The organism is Spirosoma aerolatum (assembly GCF_002056795.1).
Lineage (GTDB): Bacteria > Bacteroidota > Bacteroidia > Cytophagales > Spirosomataceae > Spirosoma > Spirosoma aerolatum.
Genome location: NZ_CP020104.1, coordinates 4,520,242 through 4,534,909, shown reverse-complemented (window position 1 = coordinate 4,534,909; position 14,668 = coordinate 4,520,242). Strand labels below are relative to the sequence as shown.

Sequence of the window (14,668 nt, the reverse complement as noted above, 5' to 3'; positions counted from 1 at the left end):
TTGATATGAATGATTACTAGTCCTATCGACTATTAGTCCTGGGTTAAAATCTTGGCATGATTTTAGGGATGGTTTCGGGAAAGACAAGATTGCCCACCTGGTGAAGCGTATAGAGAAACATATTTTCCTGCTCCTGGCTGCAGTAACAATCGGCTGTTCGGTTCTGTATTTCCTCTTTCTGGAGCAGAATGAACCCGGGGCTACCGATGAGCAATACCTGAGTGCGGTGCAGCAGCGGGTGAAGGAGGAGATGCAGGTGAGTACATCCGAACTGGATAGTGTGTCGGCATTGCTGGTTCGAAGTCCTAAACCCACATTTACCGACTATTTTAAGCTACCTTCTTACTACCCATTCTTTGTCTTTCGCGACGGTCGATTAGAGTATTGGTCGGATTATCGGTTTGTGCCCGATTATGGCCAGTTATCGGTCGTAACAACCATACCGAAATTAATTGACTTTGAGCAAGGCCGTTTTGTGGTCAGTCATCGTCGTCTTGCAACTGGAGGTAATGTGCTGGACGTATATTCATTGGTGACTATCCATCGGTATTATCACAGCAATAATGCCTATTTACAGTCGGGGTACAACCCAGATATATTTTCGCTTGACCCACAGGCCGTTACGGACAAACGACTCAATACATACGAGGCTATCTACGACAACACGTCAGCCTTTCTATTTTCGGTAGTACCGCCTAAAGTCGATGCCTATCGGAACCATTCAACACCCGTCAACACGGTTATTCTGGCTACACTGGGAGTTATTTTCCTGGGGTTGTATGTGTTACAACTTATGGTCCGACTCCGGAAAAAACGACGTTATGAATGGGGATTTGTGGCGTTGGCAACGTATCTGCTACTTCTGCGGGCCGTTATGCTTTTCTTCGGGGTTCCGTTTTTGTTCATCGAATCGGACCTGTTCAACCCTAAATATTACGCGTCCTCGATATTGGTTCCGTCTTTGGGCGATTTGCTGCTTAATGCGCTCGTAATGGCCATTCTGGCTTTTTACTGGGTGAGGTACTATTTCCGTTCTCAGTTCTATGTCTGGCTGCTAAATCAGCCCCAGTGGCTAAAACTTGTAGTATCAGTAGCCTGTGTTGTGCTCAGTTATGTGGCATTTACGCTATGCTACATAGAGCTGACCAATATCTACGAAAAGTCGCAGTTTACGCTTGATATTACGCTTAATATCCATTTTTCATTTCTGAAGATTGCTTGCCTGGTTGTCTTCATCATCATATCCTGTATTTATTTTCTGGTTACCCATTTGCTTGCCAGCCTGTTTTTACGCTATAACCGCATTAATCATGTTGGCATCGGCCTGTCATTGATCATGGCTGGTTCCGTATTAAGCGCAGGTATCTGGTTATTGGTAGGTGGTGCTCTGGAGCCCGTATTTCTGCTGAATGGTATTTATTTTCTGGTTGTCTATGTAAGTCAGTTACCCAAAACGCTTTATACATTTCGCTATAAAACATCCATCTATCTGTTTCTGGCGGCATTCATTTGCGCGGTGATGACATCGTACGTCGTTTATAATCAGGAGATTCGGAAACAGCTAAGTCATGAACAGCAATTTGCTGCCCAGCTTCTGGCCGAAAACGACGTATTTGGCGAATTCTTAATGAGTAAAGCACAGGAGTCGATTCAGAAGGATGCGGAAATTGGTCGTGCGCTGCGAACCGATACGCTCCTGGTTCGTGAGCGCATCCAACATCGGGTGAAAAGTTTACATCTAGACAAATATTTCGATAAGTACGATATTGAGGTGTTTTCGTTTCGGTCGAATGGTCGGCCTCTCGATATTAGCCCTGATCCTGTGTCGCTTTCGTCGCTGACAGCCCGGTATCGTCAGGAGGCTTATAAAACGGAGTATGCAGGTATTTACTTTGTCAGTGAAGCAGATAACCAGTTTGTAAAACAATACGTGTGCTTTGTGCCGATTCTTCGGTCGATGTCACCAGCGAATTCAGTTAACCAATCAGGAACGTCATCATCTGACACCTTAGGATACGTTGTACTTGACCTGCGGCTTCGAAAAGAACGGCCTAAAGGCGTGTATCCTGGGCTGCTGGTCGATACAAAGTTTACCCAAAACCAGGATACCCAGGAATACAGCTATGCCTTTTTTACAGGCCCCGACCTGGGTAAAGCATCGGCTGGGCCAGTAAAGTATAAGCTTTGGTACAGCTCTCCCGGAAATTACAACTATGACCGGCAGCTTGAACTTTCGCTGCTGAATAATCCGGCTTTGTTTACAACCGGAATTTCGAGTAATCATTATCAGCACATTGCACAAAGAGGCCAGAATGGGCGTGTTGTAGTGGTATCGTCGCCGGAGTACCCATTTCGGAATATCTTTTCCAATTTCTCATTTCTGTATCTGTTGCTGGTGCTGACGGTCATTCTGGTCATTGCCTTCTATGCGATCAATTATCGATTCTCCAAATTCAATATCAATTATTCAACCCGGATTCAGATCCTGTTGAATCTAGCCTTTTTTCTGCCGCTGATATTCGTGATCCTCATTATTCTGGGCGTCATAAGTTCGAATTACGTTGATAACCAGAAAGATACCTATATTGTCAATACCCGGAATATTGCGTCCAACTTTCTGATTTACCTCGACGAACACCTGTATGCGCAAAAGCGGAGTAAGGCGTCGATGGAAGAGGAGTTAGGAAAGATTGCCCGAGATGCTAATATCGATATTAATTTGTTCGACGCTCAGGGGAAGCTATACACCTCGACGCGCCCGATCATTTATGAAAGAGGGTATCTCTCCAAACGAATCAATCCGGAAGCCTATAACCATATTATTGAGGATAAGGAGAACCAGGTTTTGCTCGACGAATCGCTGGGAACGCTGAACTATCGGACGGCCTATGCCAGTATTAAGTCGTACGATGGGCACCTGCTGGGCGTATTGAGTATTCCGTATTTCTACGCCCAACCCGAACTTGACCGGAAAATTATTGAGGTTATTGCGACATCATTGAGCATTTTCACGGCTCTGTTCCTCTTCTTTCTGATCTTATCCTATTTCGCGTCGCATATGCTGACCAAACCGCTTCGGCTGTTGACGCAAAAAATTCGGAAAACTAATCTGGAGCGTCCGAATGATCCATTGCCCTGGCAATCGGACGACGAAATCGGCCTGCTGATTCGGGAATATAACCGAATGCTGTTGAAACTGGAAGAAAGTAAGCAGGCTTTGGCTCAAACAGAGAAACAATCGGCCTGGCGAGAAATGGCCAAACAGATTGCTCATGAAATCAAGAATCCGCTGACACCCATGAAGTTAACCTTGCAGCATCTGCAGCGGACATTCCCAAATAATGGAAAAGACACGGCAGGGCTGAACGGAGATCCTTCGCGTAAGGTGATACTTCGAACGTTCGATTCGTTGCTGGATCAGATTGATAACATCAGTGACATTGCCAACTCCTTTACAGAGTTTGCCAAGATGCCAATGCCTAAAAAAGAAGAGTTTGAAGTAACAGGCGTCTTCAATAAAACGGCAGATTTATACGCTGATGACAAACGGATTACACTTCGACGAGAAAGTGTAGAAGGCCCCATTATGGTTGTAGGTGATCGGCAGTTTATGGGGCGCATCATGACCAACCTGCTGATTAATGCCATTCAGTCGGTCCCGACCGACCGGAAGCCTGTAATCGATCTCAAGCTTTCGACCAGCAGTGATTCGGTCTTGATAGAAGTGCATGATAATGGAGTTGGCATACCCGAAACGATTCGAAATAAAGTCTTTCTGCCCAATTTCAGTACCAAAGGAGGGGGATCAGGCCTTGGACTTTGGATTGCCAAACGTGGTGTTGAACACGCTGGTGGCTCCATTTGGTTCGAGACGGATGAAGGAGTGGGAACCTCATTTTTTGTTTCGATGCCTCTGGCTGGCGCGCCAGGACTCGGTGTTGGGGCCAATGTGAATTATTGAAACAATTATGACAAATTTTTCAAAACTCAGCTTCTGATTTTGAAAAATTTGTCATCGAACATGCTACACAAAAGCAAGTGTAAATTGCCTGATCGCCAGTGGTTACCCTACTTTACTTAGTTATTTAAAGCAGACTGTATACGGGTTAGCCTTTAGATTCACTCAGAAAGAGGAGTTTATTCAATTGTGACATGCTTCCAGTTCTCACCTGACCGAATCCGGTTCAGTTGGGTGTGTGTGATACCAAACTGTTTGGCAATCATCTTTAACCGGTTTTTGTCGTTTAGTAGAAGTTTCTTGATGATCTTGACCTTGCTTTCGGTTAGTTTATAATTACGGGTTTGACGAGGAAGCTGCCGGTTTTTGAGGCTGGGATTGTTCCGATTATGCTCAATCATGTCGGCTTTTGTAACCCATCGCAGATTCTGGAAGTGGTTATTGAGTTTGTCATGATCGAGATGGATCACAAACGTTTGATCGGGATGGCTACGGGTAACAAAATGCTCGGCTACCAACTTATGGATGTACCGATTTATGGTTTTACCGCCTGATCGAATGTTAAGCGATCTGTAACCCTGTATAACAGAACCTTTTATAGGTTTGCCCGGTGTATGACCGGAAGGGCTTGCTGAACGAGTTGCGGGAACCGATTGGAAGCTTCGCAGTCGTCCGTAGTTGGAGACTTCATAATGAGGTGGATTCTCAATGCCTTCAAACACGATCGGTGTCCACTTTTCATTCCAAAAATTCTGTTTGTCTTTGGCATCCATGACCGATGATTTTTATGATTAGCCGTGAATTTCAGCCGGATAAGAGCTTTCTGATGAGTCCTTAACAACTATAGGGCAAAATAGTTGTAACATAATGATTTTACTACCAAGATTCTTTTAAAATGCTCACTTAACCTGATAAACTACTGATAATGAACAAATTTAAATCATAATGGATGTCGATTGTAAATTTTATTGATAGAGTGGGTGTAAATGGCTCCGAAACTGCTTCTTCACCAGATTGGTTAAGGGTATAGATAGGCATCTTATGCCTGCGTACGACTATGACAAAGACTGTTCAGGAAAAAAAAAACGCTTGTAGTTGGAGCAACAGCCAAAGAGGGACGTTATGCCAATCTGGCTGCTTATCGATTGCTTCGACACGGGCATGATATAGAATTATTGGGACTACGGGAGGGGGACATCGAAGGACATCCTATACGAACTGGAGAACCTGATTTACAGGGTATCCATACGGTAACGATGTATGTAGGTCCCCAAAATCAGCCTAAGCTGTATGCGTACATTAAACGGCTGAAACCCAAACGGGTCATCTTTAACCCCGGTGCAGAAAATCCCGAATTCGAAAAACAGCTTCAGGCGGAGGGAATTGAAACCATCGAAGCATGTACACTGGTCATGCTTTCGGTGGGCACCTATTAATGATTGAATTGTTGAATGACTGAATTGTTAATTTCATTCAGTCATTCAACAATTCACCATTTGATTAGTGCTGATGCCCAGGTGAATCCACTGCCAAAAGCGGCCAGACAAATCAGATCGCCCGATTTGATACGCCCTTCTTCAAAGGCTTCGGTTAACGCAATTGGGATGGATGCCGCTGTCGTGTTGCCATACTTTTGAATGTTATTAAAGACTTTTTCTTCTGGCAGATTCATCTGCTGCCGAACATACTCCGAGATTCGAATATTTGCCTGGTGAGGAACCAGTAAGGCTAGATCTTCCGGTTTGTACTCGTTGGCCGCCAAACTCTCCTGAATAACTTCCATAAACCGTACGACAGCATGCTTGAAGACAGCGTTCCCATTCATGGTCACATTGTAGTTGCCACCTGCCAGCGTTTCTTCCGTAAGCCAGCGCCCTTCACGACTACTACCAGGGTCTCGAACATACAGATCTTCCGCATAACGTCCGTCGGCATGTAGGTGAGTCGATAGAATGCGGTGTTCTGGGTCAGTCGTAGCCTGTACAACAGCAGCCCCGGCTCCATCGCCGAAAATGACGGCCACACCCCTTCCTTCATTACTTTTATTCAGGAAGGTTGATTGGATCTCTGAGCCGACAACCAGTATGGTTTTGTACATGCCGGTTTTAATGAACTGATCGGCAATGGAAAGTGCATAAACGAAGCCAGAACATTGATTCCGAATGTCGATTACGCCAACGCCTTCCAAGCCTAATTCACGCTGCATAAGAAAGGCTGAACCGGGAAAATAATAGTCGGGGGTAATGGTTGCATAAACAATCAGGTCAACTTCTTTGGCATCGACCTGGGCTCGATCAAGGGCCATGCGCGAGGCAGCCGTAGCCATGCTGGCGTTGGTGTCTTTACCGTAGGTGAAGTAGCGCCTTTGTTTAATTCCCGTCCGCTCCTGAATCCAGGCATCCGAGGTGTCCATATGTTGGGTTAAATCCTGGTTCGTTACGATGGTTTCAGGAACGTAGAATCCTAACCCTTTAATACTAGCGTAAGTGGTATTCATTCGTCAAAATCAAATAGTCGGCAAAGGTACAAAGGAATCACCCACAATCGTGTTCATTGTCCATGCAAAGGCACAGCTACTGCAAAGAAGGACACCTCATAACCAGTGAATTAATGGCCGTCGTTCTTTGGGATGGCTGTGCCTATATACTAAAGATACGTACGATTAAGCAGGTTGCAGCTCAAACGAATACTCCTCCATGATCAGGTTGGCCAGTAGCTGGCGGCAAGCCGAATCAACGGTCGTACGGGCTTGTTCTTCGGTATCGGCATCCACTTCGAGCCGGATATGTTTTCCGATCCGAACATTATCGATGGTGTCCATCTGGAGATTATGCAAACCCAGTTTTACGGCTTTGCCCTGCGGGTCCAGAATTTCCGAACGGGTCATGATGTTGATTTCGGCGATGTACTTCATTTTAATGAGTGAATGATTGAATGATTGAATCGTTGAATGAGTAAAGCGGCTCTGAACCATATTCAATCATTCAGTAATTCGATCATTCGATTATTTAGAGATTAGTGAAACAACGATATATAGCAGAATAATCAGGGGAATGGCTGCAAACTGCAAAAATAATAGCAGTAGCGCGGAAGCAATCAGAAAACTATATTTTATTCGATTGTCGGCCCAGCCAAATGATTTAAACTTCAGTGCAAAGAGGGGGATTTCGGAGACCATCAGGAATGAAAAAGCGATGATCATCCCCAGTGCGTAATCATTTTGCCAGAAAGCATCGTACTGAGGCTGATACGTATGCATGAGCGGGAAAGCCGCAATTAGCATCGTGTTGGCGGGCGTAGGCACGCCAATAAACTGGTCGCTTTGCCGGGTGTCGATATTGAATTTGGCTAACCGCAGAGCTGATAGCACAGCGATCAGGAAAGCACCGTATGAAATACTCCCCAGATTCTGATACCAGCAAAGCTGGAACATGATGGTCGCGGGAAGAACGCCAAACGTAACCATATCGGCCAGCGAATCCAGTTCCTTACCAAACGGCCCCGATACCTTTACCAGCCGGGCTACGAATCCATCTCCAAAGTCGAGGATGGCAGCTACGCCAATTAACCAGGCTGCTGTATCAAGGTAGCCACGCATGGCCATAACCAGTCCAATACACCCGCATAGCAAATTGCCGCAGGTCATGGCGTTCGGGAGATGTTTGAGCAGGTTCATATCTGTAAAACGGACTAGCCGTCCGTTTTATAGTTTTACGTATGGATTTGTTTGTTTCTCGCGACCAATTGTGGTAGGAGCCATGTGGCCTGGATACACAGTATAATCGTCGGGCAAGGTATACAGTTTTGTTCGAATACTGCTCATTAAGTCGGAATAGCTACAGTACGGAAGGTCTGTACGGCCAACACTGCCCCTGAACAATACATCACCACCGACTACATAGTGTTCGGCATGATTGACAAACGCAACATGTCCGGGTGCGTGGCCAGGTACAAACAGCGTATCCAGCACGGTATTGCCAAATAGAAATTGATCGCCCTCCTGGATAAACTCATCTATCTCTGAGGGTTCGTAGCCACGTAAGCCAAAAAGCGCACAACGGGACGCAACGTCGTTGTAGATGACCATGTCCAGCTGATTCAGATAGGCCTTTACCCCAAATTTTCGTTTTACATAGGCAACGCCAAATACATGGTCCAGATGGGCATGCGTTAACAGTAAGTACTTAACCGTTAGCTTATGGGTTTCGATAAAACGCCATAAGGTTTCCTTTTCAATTTGTTCGTAACAGCCAGGATCGATGATGACGGCTTCATTAGTCGTTTCATCGGCAATGACGTACGTGTTTTCCTGAAACGGAGAAAATGTAAAGGAGTGAATCATGCGTGACGCAGACATCTTGTCCGCTTTGTTAGGTAAGTATTCGGACAAGATCGGAAACGTCTGTCCAGCTGCCTTACGGTTACAAAAGTAGAAACACGGTTGGTTTTTTTCGTAAATCTGGTACGTTCGATTTCCATTCGCGGATGGTTAGTGTACGAACCAACGCATCCGTCGCGGTCAGGTTACTGGCTACACACAGCCGGGTGTTAGCCTGACAGCTAGCCAATATATCCGCGAAAAGTGCATCATTTCGGTAGGGCGTTTCCATGAAAATCTGGGTTTGCTGCCGCTGCTGAGCCTCTTTTTCCAGGTTGCGAAGTGTACGAGCCCGGTCTTGTCGGTCAATCGGTAGATAGCCGTGGAAAACAAATGATTGCCCACTCATGCCCGACGCCATCAGGGCCAGTAGAATAGACGAAGGACCCACCAATGGTTCTACGCGCCACCCCAGCGTATGGGCCATACCAACGACTACTGCACCCGGATCGGCCACGCCTGGGCACCCTGCTTCCGACAGGACACCTGCATTTTGTTTTCGTTCGGTCAACTCTTGAATCTGCCGCCGGGTATCGGTTGGTGGCGTTTCCTTCGTAAGATCGAAAAATAGCGTTTCGTCAATGACACGAGCGGTTTTCAACCCGCTGATAAATCGTCGTGCCGACCGTACATTTTCAACAAAATACGTATCCGTTTTTTCAATTATCTCCCGAATGGTAGAGGGGAGCACCCTGTGTGCCGTATCGTCGGCGAGTAAAGTCGGAATTAAGTAAAGTGTTGGCATTACTTATTTTCAATAAACTTCATCAACACGTCAACGAACTCGACTGGCTTTTCGGCTTGAACCCAATGCCCGGTTCCCTGAATCGTTTCAATCTGGGCCTTGGGGAATATTCGCTTGATCGTCGGAATATCATCGTCCAGAATGTAAGGAGATTCGCTACCTCGAATAAACAGCGTAGGTTCGGTGATAATCCGGGGATTGGTCAGTTCTTCTCCTATGCCATGCAGTTCGCGTTCAATGACCGGGATGTTTATGCGCCAGTCAAATCCACCCTGTTCGTTTCGGTAAAGGTTTTTCAGCAGAAATTGCCGTACGGTGTATGAGGGTTCATAGCGTTGCAAAACCGCATCGGCTTCTGTACGCCCTTTAATTGTATTGAGGTCAATGGCTTTCAGACCTCGTATGAGTTCGGCATGATGAACAGGATAGAATTTAGGGGCAATATCGACCACCACAAGTTTTTGATAGGTACCTGGGTAGAGCATGGCATATTGCATCACAGCTTTACCTCCCATCGAATGCCCGACCAGAATAGAATTATCTAATTGATGGTCGGTAAGAAACTCATGTAAATCAGAAGCCATACTCTGGTAGTCATGTTCGGTACCTCTCGGCGACTGTCCATGATTCCGTTGATCGACTGCAAAAACGCGGTAGCCTCGTGCAGCAATGGCTTTACTGGTTGTGAGCCAATTGTCTGATGAGCCAAATACGCCATGCAGAATCACAATGGCCGGACCTGACTCGCCAGTTTGGCGGTAAAATAATTTCATCCAAACGTTAGTTTACGTACACGATTTTTTCTCGTTGCTCGACCAGTTCGCCAAACGAGGTTAGATAGAATCCGTTTTCGGAGGCTACTCGTTCGAACTCGTCTGTACTCTCAGGGGCTACAGCGATGAGTAAACCGCCAGACGTTTGAGGGTCTGCCAAAACGTATCGTTGTAAATCAGTTAGTACAGCTAATTTATGTCCGTAGCTGTCCAGATTACGAATGGTACCACCTGGAAAACTTTTTTGAGCCAGGTATTCGTCCAGCATAGCCAACGTAGGAACAGCTTCGAAATTAACTATAGCACTAAGACCAGACCCTTCTGCCATTTCGATCAGATGGCCGAGCAAGCCAAAACCAGTCACATCGGTCAAAGCTTTAACGTATGGTAATTTGCCAAGTATAGCGCCAAAGCTGTTGAGTTGAGCCATCTGGCGAGGAGCGATATCAGCATGCTCGGGTTTTAGCAAACCTTTCTTTTGCGCAGTCGTCAGAATCCCCACTCCCAATGGTTTAGTCAGGTAAAGCCGGCAGCCTTTCGTCGCCGTATTGTTCTGCTTGAGGTGATCAAGTCGTACTCGTCCGGTAACTGCCAGACCAAAGATCGGTTCAGGGGAATCAATGCTGTGGCCACCCGCCAATGGGATACCCGCTTCCCGGCAAATAGCACGAGATCCTTCCAGCACCTGACCCGCGACCTCCGGTGGCAATTTGTCCAGTGGCCAACCGAGTATGGCAATCGCCATTATCGGCTCTCCTCCCATAGCATATACATCACTGATGGCATTGGCCGAAGCAATCCGCCCAAAGTCAAACGCGTCATCCACAATGGGCATGAAAAAGTCCGTTGTGCTGATAATGGCTTCACCATTGCCAATATCCATAACAGCTGCATCGTCGCGCGAGTCGTTCCCAACAATAAGTGAATAGTTGATTGAGGAATGTAAAGGTTGACCTGCTTGCACCGGTACGTCTGTATTACTGGTGCGGCCATGCAGAATCTTGTCCAGGATTTTGGGCGAGATTTTACAGCCACATCCCGCTCCATGACTGTATTGGGTAAGCTGTACAGCTTGTGTTTCCGATGGTGTCATCATGAGACAAAACTAAGACAGAAATCAGGCAGTCGGGCAAGTGCCGGTTAAGTTATTTACTGAAACAGATTTACTGGGCCATCGAAGTGGGTGAGTTGTAAAAAATGACTTAATAATATGGTAACATTGATTAATAGAACGTAAACATTTAAAAATTGTGTTATTTGTAGGAATTTGTCTATAGAAATTAATATGGTGGTACTTTTTTAAGACACCCCTCTTTTGGAAGCTTAAAAAAAATAGCATATTTGTCTCCTAATTGAGAACGCATCGAATCGATGAATACTCACCACTGCTAACCAAACAAACACTTCTATGTCTAAAAAACTACTGCAATTTCGAGCGGCTTTTATGCTAATCGGCAGTATTCTATTGGCTGTGCTCGGCGGAAGCGTAGCCATGGCGCAGGTAACGACCTCCGTAATCAGCGGACAAGTTACTGACGATAAAGGCGGCTCCTTGCCCGGAGCTACTGTCGTTGCCATTCACGAGCCGTCGGGTAGCCGGTACGGTACCACAACGAATGCATCAGGCCGGTACACACTTCCCGGTGTTCGGGTAGGTGGCCCTTTCAAAATTACCTCCACCTATGTTGGATTTAAAGATCAGGTAGTTGAAGGTGTATTCACGAACCTGGGTACAACTGCGGACGTAAACTTCAAAATGGTTGATAATAGCACCGCCCTGTCGGAAGTTGTTGTAACCGGAAACCGAAACGACATTATCAGTTCGAACCGTACGGGTGCTGCGACTTCGTATGGCCGCGCTATGATCAATACGGTTCCAACGATTGGGCGTACGCTGAATGATGTTACCAAATACAATGCCTACGGCAATGGGCAGTCATTTGGTGGTCAGGATTCTCGTTTTAACAACATCACCATTGATGGTGCGGTATTCAACAACGGATTCGGTCTGGGTAGCTCAGCGATTGCAGGTGGTCGTACCGGTACAACCGCTGTTTCATTAGACGCTCTTGACGAAATTCAGTTAAACGTTGCGCCTTACGACGTTCGTCAGACGGGTTTTTCTGGGGCTGGTATTAACGCGGTAACCCGGTCAGGAACCAACGATTTCTCAGGCTCTGCTTATTATCTCTTCCAAAACAGCAGTCTGGCGGGTAAAAAGGCAGATGGTAGAGATCTTCCTCCAGTGACGATTGATAAAAAAACTCAAGGTTTCCGTCTGGGTGGGCCAATCATTAAGAATAAATTGTTTTTCTTCATTAACGTAGAACAATTTAAGAGCAGTGTGCCTGCCTTGGATTGGGTAGCTAGCCGTCCGGGAGCAACCGGAAACGTGTCACGGGTTACGGCTGATGATTTGAATGATCTGTCTCAGTTCATGAAGACCAACTTCAATCGTGATCTGGGTGCCATTGACAACTTCAACAATGAAGTAAAAAGCTTGAAAGGCTTGATCCGACTTGACTGGAACATCAATGACAACAACAAGTTGTCGGTTCGATATTCTCATCACAATTCGCAGTCAGATCAGGCGATTAGCAACAGTAACAGTAGTAATACAGCGGGTAATGGTAACCGAACAGGGTATGCTTCTTCGGGTTATGCAGGTAACCTGGCTTTGTCTCCGCGAAATACAGGTTATCAAATTGCCGATAATACCCGCTCGATTGCGGTTGAATTAAACTCGACCTTCAGCGGTAAATTTGCCAACAAATTGGTGGCTACTTATAACTACCAAAACGAAGACCGTACGTATCTAACGGGGCTTTTCCCAACCATCGATATTTTGAAAGATGGAACGACCTATACGTCAATTGGTTTTGATCCGTTTACGCCGAACAACAAACTGAATTATTCGACGCTGAACATTACGGATAACTTCAGCTATTTTGCTGGTAAACACACGCTTACATTCGGATTGTCCTACGAAAAATATACGTCTAACAACGTATTCTTCCCTGCTTCGAACGGTGTGTATGTGTATAACTCGATTGCCGATTTTAAAGCAGCCGCCCTGGCTTCTATCAGCAATCCAACCTCAACCTCTTCGCCTGTTACACTGAACCGTTACAATTTGCGGTATTCGTTAGTACCAGGTGGTGCTGAGCCTCTGCAAACGCTACACAGAAGTACCTATAGCGCCTACGTTCAGGATGAATTCCAGGTCAACCCAAATTTCAAACTGACGGCAGGTATACGGGCTGACATCTTCGCTTATGACAACTCTACGGCTGAAGCATTTAACAACCCACGGGTAGCAAGCCTCGTTTATAAAGACGAGAATGGCGCTGATTATAAACTAAATACGGGCGCTTTCCCAAAAGCTCGTCTGTTGGTTTCTCCTCGTGTTGGTTTCAACTGGGATGTGAATGGCAACAAAATGACTCAGATCCGAGGGGGTAGCGGTTTATTCGTATCGCGTATTCCCGAAGTATTGGTATCTAACCAGTTAGGTAATAATGGTGTAAATACGGGTGTACTCAATCTTCAGAACTCGAATATTCCATTCGTTACTGATCCAAGTAAATTGCCAGCAGGGATACTGCCTGATCCATCGAAGGTAAAAGTTGAAGATTTGACGGGCTATGCTGTTAACGCAACTGATCCGAACCTGAAGTATCCGACAGTTTGGAAAACGAACCTTGCTATTGACCAACGTTTACCCTGGGGGTTAATTGGAACGGTTGAAGTTATTTATAACAAGACTATCCAGGCTCTTCGGTATATTGATGCGAACTTAAAAGCACCGACTGGCACATTGACTGGTCCTGATACCCGTGGCCGTTATCCAGCATTAGGTGTTACTGGTACTGCGGCTATCAACACGGCCCGTTACATTAACTTTCCTTACAATACAAACGCGTTTGTATTGAAGAATACGAACCAGGGTAATGCCTACACCTTTACGGCTAAGCTTGAAAAACCAACAGCCAATGGCTTCGGTGGAATGCTTGCCTATACCTACGGCCTGGCTCGCGATTTAATGTCAGTAGGTAGTACGGTAGTTGGTAACACCCCAACAGTTGGTGGACAAAACTATTTGACCGTTTCGTATGGTGATAATGACTTGCGTCACCGGATTATTGGTTACCTGAACTACCGTTTGAACTATGGTGGTAAGTTTGGGGGTTCGACTACCTTTACGCTGGGTATGCAATCGACCAGTGGATATAAGGGATCATATATTTATGGTAGCGACCTGAATGGCGATGGTCAAACGAACGACCTGATCTACGTTCCTAAAGCTGCTTCTGAGTTGACATTTGCTCCACTTACTGTGGGGTCTGGAACGTCGGCTGTAACCTATTCGGCAGAACAACAGCAAGCTGCTTTCGATGCGTATATTGAAGGTAATGATTATCTGAAAACTCGTCGTGGGCAGTATGCAGAACGGAATGGTGCATATGCTCCCTGGTTGACCCGTTTCGACTTCACTGTACTGCAGGAGTTCTACGTAGCTGTTGGATCGAAAGGAACGAAGCACACAATTCAATTGCGTGCGGATATCCTCAACGTAGGTAACTTACTGAACGATAAATGGGGTGTAGGTTGGGTTTCGACAACCGCTAACCCATTGGCTATTGCTAGTGTAAATGCGGCAGGTTTGCCAACCTACCGGCTTGCTACCCAGAATTTGAATGGTCAGACTATTCTGCTGAAAGATTCATGGGTTAAGAGCATAACGATTGATAACGTGTGGCAGGCTCAGCTTGGTCTTCGTTATTCGTTCTAAATTGATTTATTTCTGCATGAAA

The 14,668-nt window shown here is 45.9% G+C and carries 11 protein-coding genes; 3 read left to right on the top strand and 8 right to left on the bottom strand.

All coding sequences use genetic code 11. From position 1 onward, the window contains the following. Positions 1 to 100: 100 nt before the first annotated feature. Positions 101 to 3,961, top strand: a complete 3,861-nt coding sequence (locus B5M13_RS18540) for a sensor histidine kinase (RefSeq protein WP_080057081.1) — start codon at positions 101 to 103, stop codon at positions 3,959 to 3,961. A gap of 176 nt (positions 3,962 to 4,137) precedes the next feature. Here B5M13_RS18540 and B5M13_RS18535 read toward each other — a convergent pair whose 3' ends face one another. Next, positions 4,138 to 4,731: an HNH endonuclease gene (locus tag B5M13_RS18535; RefSeq protein ID WP_080057080.1), complete on the bottom strand. Its 594-nt coding sequence runs from the start codon at positions 4,729 to 4,731 to the stop codon at positions 4,138 to 4,140. 294 nt (positions 4,732 to 5,025) lie between these two features. Here B5M13_RS18535 and B5M13_RS18530 point away from each other — a divergent pair, with 294 nt between their 5' ends. Next, complete coding sequence (locus B5M13_RS18530) at positions 5,026 to 5,394, top strand: CoA-binding protein (protein WP_080057079.1); 369 nt, start codon at positions 5,026 to 5,028, stop codon at positions 5,392 to 5,394. A 53-nt stretch (positions 5,395 to 5,447) separates the two neighbouring features. Here the strand turns inward: B5M13_RS18530 and B5M13_RS18525 are convergent, their stop codons facing one another. From B5M13_RS18525 to selD, 7 genes are all read right to left on the bottom strand, one after another. After that, positions 5,448 to 6,455: a 3-oxoacyl-ACP synthase III family protein gene (locus B5M13_RS18525; RefSeq protein WP_080057078.1), complete on the bottom strand. Its 1,008-nt coding sequence runs from the start codon at positions 6,453 to 6,455 to the stop codon at positions 5,448 to 5,450. Positions 6,456 to 6,620: 165 nt separating this feature from the next. Further along, positions 6,621 to 6,872 (bottom strand): phosphoribosylformylglycinamidine synthase subunit PurS, encoded by a 252-nt coding sequence (gene purS, locus B5M13_RS18520; protein ID WP_080059983.1) that lies wholly within the window; start codon positions 6,870 to 6,872, stop codon positions 6,621 to 6,623. A 90-nt stretch (positions 6,873 to 6,962) separates the two neighbouring features. Next, entirely contained in the window at positions 6,963 to 7,634 is a 672-nt protein-coding gene (pssA, locus tag B5M13_RS18515) for a CDP-diacylglycerol--serine O-phosphatidyltransferase (RefSeq protein WP_080057077.1), read from the bottom strand. Positions 7,635 to 7,661: 27 nt separating this feature from the next. Continuing rightward, positions 7,662 to 8,300 (bottom strand): MBL fold metallo-hydrolase, encoded by a 639-nt coding sequence (locus B5M13_RS18510; RefSeq protein WP_080057076.1) that lies wholly within the window; start codon positions 8,298 to 8,300, stop codon positions 7,662 to 7,664. Positions 8,301 to 8,379: 79 nt separating this feature from the next. Then, positions 8,380 to 9,081: an SAM-dependent methyltransferase gene (locus tag B5M13_RS18505; RefSeq protein WP_080057075.1), complete on the bottom strand. Its 702-nt coding sequence runs from the start codon at positions 9,079 to 9,081 to the stop codon at positions 8,380 to 8,382. Next, on the bottom strand, positions 9,081 to 9,854 hold the full coding sequence (locus tag B5M13_RS18500) for an alpha/beta fold hydrolase (RefSeq protein WP_080057074.1): 774 nt from the start codon (positions 9,852 to 9,854) through the stop codon (positions 9,081 to 9,083). The genes B5M13_RS18505 and B5M13_RS18500 overlap by 1 nt, the downstream gene beginning before the upstream one ends. 7 nt (positions 9,855 to 9,861) lie before the next feature. After that, the gene (gene selD, locus B5M13_RS18495) at positions 9,862 to 10,947 is read right to left on the bottom strand and encodes a selenide, water dikinase SelD (protein ID WP_080057073.1); all 1,086 of its coding nucleotides are present in this window, start codon (positions 10,945 to 10,947) and stop codon (positions 9,862 to 9,864) included. Between the two features lie 315 nt (positions 10,948 to 11,262). On the opposite strand from selD, the gene B5M13_RS18490 reads away from it, so the two are divergent. Further along, positions 11,263 to 14,646: a TonB-dependent receptor gene (locus B5M13_RS18490; protein WP_080057072.1), complete on the top strand. Its 3,384-nt coding sequence runs from the start codon at positions 11,263 to 11,265 to the stop codon at positions 14,644 to 14,646. Positions 14,647 to 14,668: the final 22 nt, after the last annotated feature.

Bases quoted from the DNA above. Each gene is read 5' to 3' on its own strand.
- B5M13_RS18535 (WP_080057080.1), bottom strand. From the start codon at position 4,731: ATGGATGCCAAAGACAAACAGAATTTTTGGAATGAAAAGTGGACACCG.
- B5M13_RS18525 (WP_080057078.1), bottom strand. From the start codon at position 6,455: ATGAATACCACTTACGCTAGTATTAAAGGGTTAGGATTCTACGTTCCT.
- purS (WP_080059983.1), bottom strand. From the start codon at position 6,872: ATGAAGTACATCGCCGAAATCAACATCATGACCCGTTCGGAAATTCTG.
- pssA (WP_080057077.1), bottom strand. From the start codon at position 7,634: ATGAACCTGCTCAAACATCTCCCGAACGCCATGACCTGCGGCAATTTG.
- B5M13_RS18510 (WP_080057076.1), bottom strand. From the start codon at position 8,300: ATGATTCACTCCTTTACATTTTCTCCGTTTCAGGAAAACACGTACGTC.
- B5M13_RS18505 (WP_080057075.1), bottom strand. From the start codon at position 9,081: ATGCCAACACTTTACTTAATTCCGACTTTACTCGCCGACGATACGGCA.
- B5M13_RS18500 (WP_080057074.1), bottom strand. From the start codon at position 9,854: ATGAAATTATTTTACCGCCAAACTGGCGAGTCAGGTCCGGCCATTGTG.
- selD (WP_080057073.1), bottom strand. From the start codon at position 10,947: ATGACACCATCGGAAACACAAGCTGTACAGCTTACCCAATACAGTCAT.
- B5M13_RS18490 (WP_080057072.1), top strand. From the start codon at position 11,263: ATGTCTAAAAAACTACTGCAATTTCGAGCGGCTTTTATGCTAATCGGC.